The organism is Colwellia sp. KS18-150, assembly GCF_057551365.1.
Genome location: NZ_BAAJMC010000003.1, coordinates 294,096 through 308,958, shown reverse-complemented (window position 1 = coordinate 308,958; position 14,863 = coordinate 294,096). Strand labels below are relative to the sequence as shown.

General features: G+C 37.6%; 11 protein-coding genes. 9 read left to right on the top strand and 2 right to left on the bottom strand.

Going from position 1 to position 14,863, the window contains the following annotated elements; genetic code table 11:
• Nucleotides 1-37: 37 nt before the first annotated feature.
• A complete protein-coding gene (gene mutS / locus AC27IF_RS06915; RefSeq protein WP_487053155.1) occupies nt 38-2,617 on the bottom strand; it encodes a DNA mismatch repair protein MutS in 2,580 nt (859 codons plus the stop codon).
• Nucleotides 2,618-3,033: 416 nt separating this feature from the next.
• Here mutS and AC27IF_RS06910 point away from each other — a divergent pair, with 416 nt between their 5' ends.
• The gene (locus tag AC27IF_RS06910) at nt 3,034-3,843 is read left to right on the top strand and encodes a tetratricopeptide repeat protein (RefSeq protein WP_487053154.1); all 810 of its coding nucleotides are present in this window, start codon (nt 3,034-3,036) and stop codon (nt 3,841-3,843) included.
• Between the two features lie 103 nt (nt 3,844-3,946).
• Entirely contained in the window at nt 3,947-4,756 is an 810-nt protein-coding gene (locus AC27IF_RS06905; RefSeq protein WP_487053152.1) for a tetratricopeptide repeat protein, read from the top strand.
• A gap of 82 nt (nt 4,757-4,838) precedes the next feature.
• On the opposite strand, the gene AC27IF_RS06900 is transcribed toward AC27IF_RS06905, so the two are convergent.
• On the bottom strand, nt 4,839-5,168 hold the full coding sequence (locus tag AC27IF_RS06900) for a GIY-YIG nuclease family protein (protein WP_487053150.1): 330 nt from the start codon (nt 5,166-5,168) through the stop codon (nt 4,839-4,841).
• Between the two features lie 297 nt (nt 5,169-5,465).
• Between AC27IF_RS06900 and AC27IF_RS06895 the strand changes: the two genes are divergently transcribed.
• The 7 genes from AC27IF_RS06895 (at nt 5,466) to AC27IF_RS06865 (ending at nt 14,808) form a co-directional block, all read left to right on the top strand.
• Entirely contained in the window at nt 5,466-7,328 is a 1,863-nt protein-coding gene (locus AC27IF_RS06895; RefSeq protein ID WP_487053148.1) for a glycoside hydrolase family 3 protein, read from the top strand.
• Between the two features lie 113 nt (nt 7,329-7,441).
• Entirely contained in the window at nt 7,442-7,810 is a 369-nt protein-coding gene (locus tag AC27IF_RS06890) for a glutaredoxin family protein (protein ID WP_487053147.1), read from the top strand.
• Between the two features lie 94 nt (nt 7,811-7,904).
• A complete protein-coding gene (gene msrP, locus AC27IF_RS06885) occupies nt 7,905-8,912 on the top strand; it encodes a protein-methionine-sulfoxide reductase catalytic subunit MsrP (protein WP_487053145.1) in 1,008 nt (335 codons plus the stop codon).
• Between the two features lie 94 nt (nt 8,913-9,006).
• Nucleotides 9,007-9,612 carry a protein-methionine-sulfoxide reductase heme-binding subunit MsrQ gene (gene msrQ / locus AC27IF_RS06880; RefSeq protein WP_487053144.1) on the top strand — a complete coding sequence of 202 codons (606 nt, stop codon included), beginning with the start codon at nt 9,007-9,009 and terminating at the stop codon, nt 9,610-9,612.
• A 214-nt stretch (nt 9,613-9,826) separates the two neighbouring features.
• Complete coding sequence (locus tag AC27IF_RS06875) at nt 9,827-11,215, top strand: amidohydrolase (RefSeq protein ID WP_487053142.1); 1,389 nt, start codon at nt 9,827-9,829, stop codon at nt 11,213-11,215.
• A gap of 1 nt (nt 11,216) precedes the next feature.
• The gene (locus AC27IF_RS06870) at nt 11,217-12,500 is read left to right on the top strand and encodes an amidohydrolase family protein (protein ID WP_487053140.1); all 1,284 of its coding nucleotides are present in this window, start codon (nt 11,217-11,219) and stop codon (nt 12,498-12,500) included.
• A gap of 88 nt (nt 12,501-12,588) precedes the next feature.
• On the top strand, nt 12,589-14,808 hold the full coding sequence (locus AC27IF_RS06865) for a patatin-like phospholipase family protein (protein WP_487053138.1): 2,220 nt from the start codon (nt 12,589-12,591) through the stop codon (nt 14,806-14,808).
• Nucleotides 14,809-14,863: the final 55 nt, after the last annotated feature.

The following is a 14,863-nucleotide window of genomic DNA, read 5'->3' as shown; positions in this document are numbered from 1 at the left end:
CTGCTAGGTAAACCTAGCAGCTTTTTTTACGCGTTTTTTATAGCGTTTCTTTTAGCTCAAACAATAAAGCCAATGCTTGTCTAGGTGAAATATCATCAAGGTCAGTTTCACGCAACCTATCCAATGTTGGGTGATCATCAGCCACTAACGATAACTGCTGAAAGTTATCTGTTTGTGCTGGCAAGATAGAAGGGGGTTGCTGCTCTTCTAATTCAGATAAACGCTGCTTTGCACGAGAAATAACAGTTTTCGGTACACCAGCGAGTTGCGCAACTTGTAGACCAAAACTTTTACTGGCTGCCCCTTCCTGAACTGCATGCATAAAGATAATGTTATCGTCATGCTCCATTGCGTCTAAGTGGACATTGGCTAAGCTATCAATTTGCTCCGCAAGCAAGGTTAGTTCAAAATAATGAGTGGCAAATAAGGTAAAAGCTTGTGTTTTTAAGGCAAGCATCTCGGCACATGCCCATGCTAACGATAAGCCATCATAAGTGCTAGTACCTCGGCCAATTTCATCTAAAAGTACCAAGCTTCTGTCTGTCGCATTATGCAAAATATTTGCTGTTTCGGTCATTTCCACCATAAAAGTTGAGCGTCCACTTGCTAAATCATCAGAAGCGCCGATTCGAGTGAAGATACGATCAACAATACCAATAGTAGCTCCTTGGGCAGGTACATAACATCCAACATGAGCTAACAACACGATAAGTGCAGTTTGTCGCATATAAGTTGATTTACCCCCCATGTTAGGACCGGTAATAATCAACATTTTTCTTTGCTCTGTTAATACTACAGGGTTAGCAATAAAGGCATCATCAGTCATTTGCTCTACGACTACATGTCGGCCAGCTTCAATATCAATTCCAGCTTGCTCGCTAAGGGTTGGTTTTACATAGTTTAAACTAATAGCACGCTCAGCAAAGGTGCTTAATACATCAAGTTCAGCAATGGCTTGGCTTAACGTTTGCAGTTTAGAAATTTCAGGTAAAATTTGTTCAAATAATGCTTGGTAAAGACGTTTCTCTAATGCTAAAAATTGGCTTTGTGCACTGAGTACTTTATGTTCATGCTCTTTTAATTCTTCGGTAATAAAACGCTCATTATTTTTGAGGGTTTGACGGCGAATATAGTTGTCAGGTACATCGTTTGCGGCACTTTTACTAATTTCTATAAAGAAACCATGTACTCTGTTGTAGCCAACTTTTAGGGTATGGATACCTGTCCGCTCTTTTTCTCTTTGTTCAAGCTCGGCTAAGAAATTTTCAGCTCCCTGACTTAAGTCTCGTAATCTATCTAGCTCTTCATCATAACCTGGTGCAATGACACCACCATCACGAATTAGCACTGGCGGGTTTTCAACGATGGCACTTTCAAGTAATGATTGAATATTTGGAATGGGTAAACAGGATTGTCCTAACTGATGAATATAGCCAGAGTTATTTTCAGATAAATAACTCTGCAGTTGTGGCAGCTGTTGTAAAGCAAAACGTAAACGAGCAAAGTCGCGAGGGCGAGCTGAGCCTATAGCTATTCGCGAAACAATCCGTTCAATATCACCTAAGCTTTTAAACAAAGGATGAATATCAAGGTGCAGTTCGCTGGCGATGATTTGCGATATGGTACTTTGTCGATTAGTTAATATTTCAATATCTCGCAACGGAAAGTGCAACCAACGCTTTAATAATCGAGAGCCCATCGGTGTTGCTGATTTATCTAATATCGAGGCTAAAGTACTATCGATGCCTCCCTGCAAGTTTTGTGTTAACTCTAAATTACGACGAGTAGCGGCATCAAGTACCACCCCTTTAATGGCAGATTCACTAATGATCGAACGAATATGCGGTAAAGCGGTTCGCTGTGTATCTTTAACATACTGAAATAAACAACCCGCTGCAGCCAAGCCTAAGTTTTTTCCCTCTACACCAAACCCTGTTAATTCTTTAGTTCCAAACTGTTTATTGAGTAAGGAGGTTGCTGTTTGAATATCAAATTCCCATTCAGGGCGACGACGCAAACCTTTACATCTATCAATAAGTGTCAGGTCACTTAAAGTTTCGGGATAAAGAAGCTCTGCAGGTGAAAGACGCTGTAACTCAGCCTGTAATTGTTCGCTCGTTTCGGGTTCAGTTAATACAAACCTGCCGCTAGTCATATCTAAATAAGCTAAACCAAATAAGGGTTCAGAAGATTTTTTTATTGGGCTTTGATTTTCAACCACAGCAACAATCAAATTATCTTGCTTGTCGGTTAATAGTGCTTCATCACTGACGGTGCCAGGAGTAATAACACGTACAACTTTACGCTCTACTGGACCTTTGCTTGTCGCGGGATCGCCTATTTGTTCACAAATAGCGACACTTTCCCCTAACTGAACGAGCTTCGCCAAATAGTTTTCTACGGCGTGATAGGGTACTCCCGCCATAGGAATAGCATTACCACCAGTTTTGCCACGGGCGGTTAAAGATATATCTAATAAGTCAGCGGCTTTTTTAGCATCATCAAAAAATAGTTCATAAAAATCCCCCATACGATAAAAAATTAATATATGAGGAAATTCGGCCTTGATGGTTAAGTATTGACGCATCATCGGGGTGTGTTTGGATAGATCTTGCATGTCTTATAGTTACTTTTTTATGTTATTTGTTTATTGAGTTTTGGGCATTTAGAGATAGCTGGGAGGTACAATAAACTATAGATTCTTTTAAAGGTATAAAGGCTAATAGTTAATGTTACTTTGGATAAAGCAACAGCGCTAGCGATAATTTGCTTTTAAAAAATCCCCTAAACTGACAGAAGTTGATTACTGAGTATTTTCTGGTTTTTATTATGTTGGTTTTATAGTTAAGTTCTTGATATTTAGTGGTTTGTGTCTTTTTCTTTTGTGGATGAAAATAAAAGCTTACAAATTGAGCAAAAGTACAAATGCGAAAGAAGGTTGGAAACTATACTTATTTGTTAATATTATGTAATGTAATTACTTAGCTATACGGTAGCTCTATCAAGGTTGTATTAATTATAAAGGATATAGATATGAAAAGTAGAGTAGCAATAATAATATCAGCGGTAATGCTGATTCTCACACCTTATGTCAAAGCAGAAGAAATCAAAGAGTGTCAAACTGAATCTTGTATTGATTACTTTAAAAAATTTAAAAAAGGTGCCAGACGAGGTTATGTTCAAGCCAATGCAAGTTTAGGTCAATTTTATTATATTGGTTATGGTACAGAAAAAGATGAAGATAAGGCTCTGAAATACTTGCAAAAGGCAGCCGTTAAAGGTGAGTATGCCTCACAGTATCTTGTTGGTATGATCTCTTTAACAAGTGAAACCAATAAGGACATTGATAAAGGTATTAAATACTTAGAAAAAGTGGCAAAAGGTAATTACAAAGATGCTAACTACTTATTAGGTACATTATTTATTAATGATAAATTAGTGGCTAAGGATTTAGAAAAAGCAGATATGTATTTAGCTAAAGCGTATCAACAAAAAGACAAAAGGTTACCAGAGTTACTCGAGTCAATTAACGAGTCTTTAACAAATAATGCTAGCTCTTTTCCAAAACTATTAGCTGCAATGGAAAAGAAACCATTAATTGAATCTGATGACGGTTTCGAATGGCCTAAATCTAATATAGAAATCATCACCATCAGTTCTGCACCGCTAACAACAATTTTTGATGAGCAAATCCTTACTTTTAGAAAAAGAAAGAAAACTACCGGTTCAAAACTTCAAGGTAAAACTTGCGCTGAAGATATAGGTTGTTATCAAAGTCGATTAAACGGTCAACCTCTAGATACATTTTTTAATCTTAGCTACGGTAGTGCTTACTCAAATTAATCATTTAAATAATGATTCACCCAAGGTTAAGCCAATATTTATTTTTAGCCTTGGTAGTGTCTTGAGTGAGAATGCTTACAATAATAATAACGAAGGATTTAGTATGAAAAGTATAGTCGTCATTTTAATCTCAGTTGTGTTGTTGCTTATGACAACGTATACAAAAGCAGAAGAGATCAAAGAGTGTCAAACAGAGTCGTGTATCGATTATTTTAAAAAATTTAAAAAAGGTGCTAGGCGTGGTTATGTGCAGGCCAATGCAAGTTTAGGTCAATTTTACTATGTAGGGTACGGTACTGAAAAAGATGAAGATAAAGCCTTAAAATATTTACAAAAAGCGGCAGTGAAGGGTGAGTATTCATCACAATACCTTGTTGGGGTAATTTCTTTAGTAAGTGAAAAAAATAAAGATCCTGAAAAAGGAATTAAGTACTTAGAGAAAGTGGCGAAAGGTAACTATAAAGACGCTAACTATCTACTTGGTACGCTTTACCTTAATGATAAATTAGTTCCTAAAGATATAGAAAAAGCAGATTATTATTTGGCAAAAGCATATCAGCAAAAAGATAAAAGACTGCCTGAGCTACTTGAGTCAATTGATGAGTCCCTAGAAAAGTATTCTACTTCTTTCCCAAAACTGATTGCGGCCATGGAAAAGAAACCGTTGATTGAGTCTGATGCTGGTCTCGCTTGGCCTAAATCTAACATAGAAATAATTACTATCAATTCGGCACCATTAACAACTATCTTTGATGAGCAAATTATTACTTTTAGGAAAAGAAAGAAAACTACTGGCTCTAAACTGCAAGGAAAAACTTGTGATGAAGATATAGGTTGTTATCAAACTAGGCTTAATGGTCAGGCGACTGATACATTCTTCAATATTTTTGAAGGCTTTGCTTACTCAAATTAGTAATTTTCTAAACAACCAGTACCAATTTTTAACTGAGTGCTGGTTGTTTTTATCATTTTCAAAAATATATATCTTAAATTCCTTAACTTGAAAGGGTAGGAATTCGAAACGCCTCTCTTTTGATTATATTTTTAACTACTTGTGTCGGCACTTGGTAAAAGTCATTAACATATGTTTGGGCATTTAAATGCTCGCGAAGCTGCTTTTTTAGTTTGCATGGATTATCGCATTTAAGTGAAAAAACAACCGTGTATTCGCCAATGGTTTTTGTTGATAGTGACTGCGCATACAACTGAGGATCTTCTGGAGTACAACCAATCTTAACGACATCAGAGAATAATGAATGAGTCATCACATATACATGACCCAAAGATAGATTATTGTCCTCGTTAATCGAATTTACAGTATCCATTTCAATTGTATCCTTTGATTTACTTGAGGAAATTATACCTCAGTTGTTATATAGCCTTTACATCTTTTATCAAATAGCTGAGTGATAAAGCGCTTGTTTCACACCTCTAATTAATAAATACTTAAGCGCGAGGTAAGTTTTCAATTATGAACTTATCACATCATTTTTCTTATTGGGTTGTTTATGATCAAAGTACTGACAGGTTATCTAAAGTTTTCTTCTTTTAATTTAAAATTGAATTTTGTGTTTAGACTATTAATGGGATTTCCTCTACTTATCCTGTCATCTTGTAGTAATATGCCCGCAGAAGATACCAATCAAGCAACAAGATTAATGTTTACTGATTTCGAACGTAAAATAGCTCAAAAGATAATTTTAGATATCCGTTACTTTTGTGATGAATCCCCTCAAGAAACTAAAGCTTGTACTAAAGGCGTGCTTAAATTACCTAAAGCATTAGCCGATTTAGTACAAGAAACTGATATTGGTGGCGTGGTGTTATTTGCTGAGAACCTAGCATCTAATGAGCAAGTTATTCAGTTAACTCAAGATTTACAAAATGCTGCGCTAAAAAGTCAAAGTGCTAAACCATTAATTATCTCTATCGATCAAGAAGGTGGCAGAGTTGTTCGTCTACCACAGGCAACATCATTCTCCGGCAATATGGCTATTGGTGCTACCTACGCTAAACATAACACTCAATTTTCTACCCGTGTAAATCAAGTTATTGCAACAGAGCTCAAGGCACTAGGTATTAATAATAATTACGCGCCAGTTGTCGATGTAAATACCAATTCTAATAATCCTGTTATCAACACACGTTCTTTTGGTGAAAACCCTCAACAGGTTTCAGAATTAGGTGCTGCTGCCGTGAAAGCTATGCAATCCCATGGGGTAATGGCGACATTGAAGCACTTTCCGGGACATGGAGATACTAGTGTTGATAGCCATTTAGGCTTGCCTCGCGTAGACCATAACTTGGCAAAAATAGAAAAAGTAGATTTAGCTCCTTTTAAGTGGGCTATTGCCCATAGTGAGCCGGCAATGATAATGACTGCTCATATTCAATATCCAGCACTAGATAATTCGACATTTATCAGCAAAGACGGAATTAAGACGGTTAAACCTGCAACCATGTCTCGAAAAATACTGACTGATTTATTGAGGAATGAGATGGCCTTTAAAGGCATTATCGCAACTGATGCATTAGACATGGCAGGTGTGGCGCATTATTTTGATCAAGTTACCGCTACGGTTGAAACGATAGCCGCTGGTGCTGATTTAGCCGTAATGCCATTTAAAGTGAGAACACCTGCAGATATTGATCACTTTAAGCATTTTGTGATTGCGGTGAGTAAAGGGATCACAAATAAAATTTCAACCGGCTCATTAACTTATGATGAAATTGATGAATCAATTGCGAGGTTGAATCATTACAAAGATTTATATATTCAAACGCCGCCTGGTTCAATCTCTCAACAAATTGAAAGTGCGCAGGCGATTGTTGCCAGTGGTGCCCATATTGCTGAGCAACAGCAGCTCTCTAATGAAGCGACAACCTTGTTAAAAAATAATACCCAGACACTGCCTCTTTCTCCTGACAAGGTTGGACATATTCATCTACTGGTCGCTAATGAGCAAGAGCAGCAGGCATTACAAAATGCCATCGTTCACCAGTGGCAAAGAGCAGGGCAAAGGCAGCTGAAAATTACCAGTATTATTGGCGAGCACAAAAAAGCCTTAGCTAAAATTCAAAATATTAAACAATTAAAAGATGCCGATCTGGTTATTACCACTTTGAGCCTTAAAAAAGGCAGTGTCGTTGATTTAGGAGGCGTTGATGATTTGTTGCAACAGGCAATAAACCAATTTAAGTCAAACAAAGGTACGCAAACCTCATTAGCTGTTAAATATGGCCAGCTAGCAAAGCTACAATTGGCACTTGCTAAAGATCAAAGTATTCCATCACTACTGATTGTACAAGGCTCTCCTTTTTTGGTTGAGCCATATCTAAACTCTGCAGATTCGGCAATATTAATTTATGATGATAAAATTATGATGGATGCTCAAGGGCAGCAGTTTAGCGCAGGAATGAACGCGAGTATGGCTATTGCAACAGGAGTTCAGCAAGCAAAAGGTGTTTTACCGGTAAGCTTGTAATCAATGTTGTGAGAAAAATGTAACAGCTTATCTGGATACTTTTATGTTATTATCCGTCGCGAAATTAATCGTTGGCAATAACCTTTATATAAAACAGAAGTATTCTTATGATCATGACTCTCATACGCTGGCCTATTGGCCGTCTTATTTTATTACTAAACTTTATTTTCTCACCTCGTTCGCCAAAAAGAACGCAAAGCGAGCAAGAAAGTGTCGATGCTAAAACTCAGCACTTAAGTTTATATCAATTACCGAGCTGCCCATTTTGTGTGAAAGTACGTCGTACCATGAAACGTGAAGGCTTAAATATTGAGCTTCGTAATATCAATCAAAAGAATAATTTTCGTGATGAATTAATTCGTGAAGGTGGCAAAAGAACCGTACCATGTTTACGTATTGAAAAAGATAATGGTGATGTTCAATGGTTGTATGAATCAAGCGATGTCGTTAATCATTTACAGCAATTGGTTCAACCTGCTTAAGTAATATTAGTATTTTAATAGACTAGCTTGAAATTATTTCTCAAGAATTAGTGTCTAATAGCTAAAGCATCCCTTTTTGTTGTTAGGCACTAGTATGTTAATTAAAACCCCAAAAAATTCCTCTTTGAAAGAATCGGCTATAACCGATGAATCTGTTTATCTTGAGCGTCGAAATACCCTTAAAAAAATGGGATTCTTAGGTGCTGGCGCCTTACTTAGTGCAAGTATTTCTCGTCAATCTTCAGCAAGCTTTTTTGGTGATGATGAAACGAGTTTTGTGACAAAAGAGCTGAAATATACTCAAGACAGCAAAAATATTGAGCTACTAAAAACACCGGAACAAAAAGTTATTTCTCATAATAACTTTTATGAGTTTGGTGCTAAAAAAGATCAACCTGCAGAGTTAGCTCAAAAATTTAAGGTAAATCCTTGGCAACTAACTGTATCTGGTGAATGTGAACAACCTATAACCTTAGATTATGACGATTTACTAAGTATGTTTCCTCTAGAAGAGCGTATTTATCGCCTAAGGTGTGTTGAAGCTTGGTCAATGGTGATCCCATGGATAGGTTTTTCGTTAGCTAGTTTATTGAAAAAAGTAGCACCAACATCCAAAGCTAAATATGTTGCTTTTGAAACCTTATATGATCCAGAGCAAATGCCCGGTCAAGCTAGCAGGCGCTTAGGTGGGGGAATTAAATACCCTTATGTAGAAGGTTTACGAATAGATGAAGCAATGAATCCATTAACATTAATGAGCGTTGGTTTATATGGTAAAACCTTGCCTCCACAAAATGGCGCTCCGATTCGATTGGTTGTGCCATGGAAGTATGGTTTTAAAAGCATTAAATCCATCGTCACTATTAAATTAATGGAGCATGAGCCACCCACAACATGGAATAAGCTAGCTCCTAGAGAATATGGTTTTTATGCCAATGTTAATCCAAATCATGATCATCCAAGATGGAGTCAAGCAAGTGAAAGGCGCATTACCAGTGGTGGTTTATTTACCCGTAACCGTATTCCTACACTACCTTTTAATGGTTATGGGGAAGAGGTTGGAGATTTATACCGAGGTATGGATTTAAGTAAAAATTATTGATTAGCATGATCTTGGTTTGAAAGATCTTTAGCGAAAAAATCAGTTAATACAGCTGCCAGGGCAACATGTGCTAAGGCAAGCTTAGGTTAATTATATGAATAACAATAAAAAAGTGAATATCTTAAAAGTATTTATTCACTTAACTGCCTTAATTCCTTTAATAAATTTATACTACTTAGCGTTTGCAGATAAACTCGGCGCTGACCCCGTTGAAGCGGTAATTCACTTTACCGGCATCGGTAGTTTAAATCTATTACTGATCACCTTGTGTGCTTCACCATTAGCTAAGTTTTCAAAACAAAGCTACGTAATGCAAGTCAGACGGTTATTAGGGCTCTATGCTTTTACTTACGCGGCATTTCACTTAGTTAATTTTCTCGCTTTTGAAGTACAATTTGATGGCGCGTTATTTATTAGTGAAGTGATTAAACGTCCATACATTACCGTGGGAATGGTTGCTTTTATCATCATCACACTATTGGCCGTCACCTCATTTAATCGTCTAAAAAGAAAACTGGGTAAGAGCTGGCAAACCTTGCATAACTATAGCTATATACTGGTATTGTTAGTCACCGTACATTTTTATTGGTCGGTAAAGTCAGAGTTAACGTCACCACTTAGCTATTTTCTCATTTGTTTTATATTACTGCTGCTTCGATATAAAAAACTGAAACGAATATTACTCGCTAAGTTTTCATAAATAGCACGACTAAGAGCGATATCAGTGCAATTTACCGTAGTTTTATGAGCTTTGGTCGCAATTACTCAATATAAGTCTATTTATATTCCTCAACTGCTTGTTGTCTAAGGCAAAGCGTAATAGAATTTTTAGTTATAAGACCAAACGGTTCAATAAATTAATCCGATTGGTCTAAAATAGAATCGATTTAAATCTTTCGTGTATAGGAACCTTCATGCAAAAACTATCAGTTAAGTTAAGCTTAATTGTCGCAGCGACTTCATTAAGTTTAACTGCCTGCTTACCTTCAGAAAAACAAGATGCGAAAGTTAGCATCAATAAAAATCCTTTTCCTAGTACTTACCAGGCATTACCTAAGCAAGACACCTTGTTTACTAACGCGACTGTGTTAACAGGTACAGGACAACGTATTGACAATGCCGACGTATTGGTTGTTGATGGTAAAATCACGCAGGTGGGCGTAGATATTAACGCCGCTGGTGTCACCACTATTGATGCAGAGGGTAAATGGATTACTCCGGGGATTATTGATGTTCACTCTCACTTAGGTGTTTATCCAAGTCCGAGCGTAGAGTCTCACGCCGATGGAAATGAAATGACTGCACCTAATACTGCTGAAGTATGGGCAGAGCATAGTGTTTGGCCACAAGATCCGGGTTTTCAAGCCGCTAGAATTGGTGGCATTACCACATTACAAATCTTACCAGGTTCAGCTAATTTATTTGGTGGCCGTGGCGTAACATTACGCAATGTTCCTAGTGAAACTATGCAGGGGATGAAGTTTACCAATGCACCATACGGTTTAAAAATGGCCTGTGGTGAAAACCCTAAGCGTGTTTACGGTGGCCGAAAACAATTGCCTTCAACTCGTATGGGTAATGTTGCTGGTTACCGAGCAGCTTGGGCAGCAGCAACAGAATATAAACGTGCTTGGGATGATTACAATACAGATTACAGTGCAGGGAAAAACCCTCAAGCACCAACAAGAGATCTTGAGTTAGATACATTGATGGGTGTACTTGACGGTGAAATATTAGTTCACAATCACTGTTATAAAGCTGAAGAAATGGCGGTGATGATAGATTTAGGTAAAGAGTTTAACTACAAGTCAGGCACTTTCCATCATGGTATTGAAGCATATAAAATTGCCGATTTACTCGCTGAAAATGGTAACTGTGCTGCCTTATGGCCAGATTGGTGGGGCTTTAAAATGGAAGCTTACGACATGGTTGAAGAAAATGTTGCTATTGTCGATGCCGTGAAAAACTCTTGTGCCATAGTACACTCAGATTCCGATACTACGATTCAACGCTTGAACCAAGAAGCGGGTAAAGTAATGTATCGTGCTAATGAAAATGGTTTTGACTTAAAAGCAGAAGATGCCATTAAATGGATTACCTACAATGCCGCTAAATCTCTAGGTATTAGTGATGAAACCGGTAGCTTATCGACAGGTAAAAATGCTGATCTAGTATTATGGAATGGCAACCCTTTTAGTGTTTATGCTAAAGCTGAGCAAGTCTTTATAGATGGCGCCAAAGTGTATGACCGTTTTGATGAAAAGTATCAAGCGAAAAGCGATTTTCTGTTAGGGCAAGAGTAGGATGAAAACAATGAAATTAACACGATTTACCAATTTAAAGCAGCTTAAAACGGCTACTTACACTCTATCAAGTGCATTATCATTGGTTCTGTTATCAGCAACAGCATCAGCAAAAACAACAGCGATTACCAACGCAACAGTTTATACCGTGGCTAGCCAAGGGATCTTAACTCAAGCAACAGTGGTTATTGAAGATGGCACTATCTTGGCAATTAACCCTGAGCAAGTGGATGTAGATGAAACCATTGATGCAAATGGCCGTATTCTAACGCCAGGTTTTATTGGCACTATGAATTATCTTGGCTTAATTGAAGTTAACGCTGTGGCTAGAACACGTGATGCAAGCGATAAAAAAGCAGATATTACTTTCGATGCAAGCTTAGCATTTAACCCTAAATCAACCTTAATCCCTTATACCCGCAAGGGCGGTATAACGAGTAATATCGTTACTCCTAGTGGTGGCGAAGGTGTCTTTGTCGGTCAAGCGTTTGCGGTAAATTTATCAGGAACATTTGATAGTGTTATTGATAAACAAAATGCGGTGATTGTTCATTTAGGTTCAGAAAGCAAAGGCTCGAGAGCTCAAAAGTTACAAAGCCTAGATCATAAGTTTGCTGATTTACAAGAAAAGCTAAACAAAAAATCAGAGAAGAGCGACAAGCCTGCAAAAGCGCTTAAACGTGATGAAAAAGTGATTAAGGCGCTGTTATCTGGCGATAAACCGTTATTAGCTTATGCCGATCGCGCTACAGATTTACTGGCATTATTAGCTTTAAAGAAAAAGTATTCTCTTGATTTAGTCTTGGTTAGTGCCAGTGATGCAGTGTTAATTGCTGACGAAATTGCTGCTGCCAATGTGCCGGTTATTATGAGTGCAATAGATAACTTGCCGAGTAGTTTTGATTCATTACATGGCGATCTAACTAATATGGCAAAGCTAACTGCCGCTGGTGTTAAAGTGATTCTTGCTCCTAAAGGGGAAACTCATAACTTAAATCAAATCCGTTTTGATGCGGGTGTTGCCGTTGCCAATGGTTTAGCTAAAACAGATGCTTTGTCGGCATTAACGGCCAATGTAGCCGATGTGTTTAAGCTTAATTCAGGACGAATAGCTGTAGGTAAAAATGCTGATTTAGTATTATGGAGTGCGGACCCATTCGAGTTAAGTTCAAAAGTTGACTTGATGTGGATTAATGGCGAGCAAGTGTCTACTCAATCACGACAAGATGCGCTTCGCAATCGCTATACTAGCCAAGGTGTTCTACCTAAAGCATACAGTAAATAGTTTCATCTTACTGCACAGCATAAATAATTATGGTATTGGTAGCAAAATCTTGTAATATCAATACCATAATAATTAACATTTATAGCATATGCGCTTCTTACTTTTCATCATTTTCTTGTTTGCTAGTCTTTATACTGCAAACCTTTTCTCACAAGAGTTACAAACTCGTCCAAAAGTAGGGCTTGTACTTAGTGGTGGTGGCGCTAAAGGTGCTGCTCATATTGGTGTCTTAAAAGTACTAGAGAAAAATAATATACCGGTAGATTATATTGTTGGTACAAGTATTGGCTCTTATGTCGGTGGTTTATATGCTTTAGGTTATTCAGCCGCTGATATTGAAAAAATCATGCTCTCGCTTCCTTGGGATGAAGGTTATTCGGACTTTATTCCTCGCCAATTTCTTTCTTTTGAAAATAAGAAAATAAGAGACCAATATAACCTTTCATTTAGACTAGGCTATAGCGATGGCGAAATGAAAACACCCAGTGGTTTGTTATTGGGGCAATCTGCTGGACAATTATTAAAAACTTCTACTGATGTTGTCCCTTTGTTCACCAGTTTTGATGACTTAGTGATCCCTTATCGTGCCATAGCCAGTGATATTGTTACCGCCAAAGCTGTTGTTATCGATAAAGGCAGTATCACAACCGCTATGCGCGCGTCGGCAGCAGTGCCAGGGGTAGTTGAACCCGTGAATATCGATGGTAAGTTATTAGTGGATGGCGGCATCGCTAACAATATGCCTGTTGATGTAGTTAAAGCGATGGGAGCCGATATTGTTATTGCTGTGGATATTGGCTCACCGTTAATGGATAAAAAAGATATCAAAAGTACCATTGATGTCATCAGTCAGTTATCTAATATTCTCACCAATACCACAACCTTAATTCAAAAAAATCAGCTAGAAGAACAAGATATTTTATTACGTCCTGCTATCGATGATTTAAGTACAACCGATTTTTCAATTATGCCTCAAGCACTGGTGCTAGGTGAGGAAGTTGCCTTAGCCGCGCAAGAAAAATTGAGTCAACTTTCTGTTAGTCCACAAGAGTTTAAGGCTTACGTACAAGCGAAAGAAGCGCAAAGCCGACAGTGGTTTGATAATTTCGATAAACCTCTTATCGCCATTAAATATCAAAATAATTCCGACGTTAGCCAAATTATTATTGAAGATAAATTTGAGATAAAAGTCGGCGATATAGTAACTAAAGAAGCATTAAAAGCGGCGATTGATAGAGTCTATTCTATTGATGAATTCGAACATGTAGATGCCGAATTTGTTGATTTACCTGAAGGCCGGCATTTAACGTTAACCACACAGCAAAAGTCTTGGGGGCCAGACTATCTTCATTTTGGCTTTAATCTTCAAACGGACTTTTCCTATAAATCGATTATTGCTTTAGATGTCGCTTATATAAAAAATAATATCACCCCTAATGGCGGTCAGTGGCGAAATCAAGCCAAAATAGGCTGGGAATATCAATTAGCCACTGAGCTGTATCAGCCGCTAAATGAAACACACGATTATTTTTCTAGAACAAGAATCGAATACTCTCAAGATAAATGGGAGCCTACCGATGAGCGCTCAGAGCTAACAAATGAATATTTTCAAGGGAACTTAGGGCTAGGGTTTAACTACACAGATAACGGCGCAATTGAAATAGGTCTTATTGGTGAAACAGGTAATTTAGCTTTTAAAGAGCAGTCTTCGCCATCTATAGATTATAACTCGGTCGGGGGGTATTTTACTTTCGGCTACGATAATTTGAACAGCATGAACTTCCCAACCCAAGGAAATAAATTCACGATTAATGTTTTTTTAAGAAATGATAATTATGATGATCATCAAGAAATTGAACCTAATGATAAATCAGTAGAAGTTCAATTTGATTGGCGTGGTGCGTTAAGTGTGCGTAATCATGCTTTTGTGGGGATCGCATCTTTCGCAACGGTAGACAATGATACTAATTTTTCAGTGCATGTTAGTGAGCTAGGTGGCTTCTTAAATCTTTCTGGTTTCCAAAAAGATGCGCTAATTGGCGTACACAAAGCATTTGCAGCGATAGTTTATCAATACGATCTAGGCAGGGAGCTTTTTGGTGACACCAGTTTACCTATGTATCTGGGTACTAGTATCGAAGCCGGTAATGTTTGGACTGTTAATCAATCGGTAAAATTTGACGATTTAATCACTTCAGGAAGTTTATATCTTGGTACTGATACGAGTTTTGGACCCGCGGTAATTGGGGTTGGTTTTGCCTCAGAAGGAAAAAGTACAGTCTTTTTATCATTAGGTAAAAGCTTTTAAGCTTTGCAACGTGCTTCGCTTTGTTTAAGATCATCTCAATTAAACTAGCGTACGA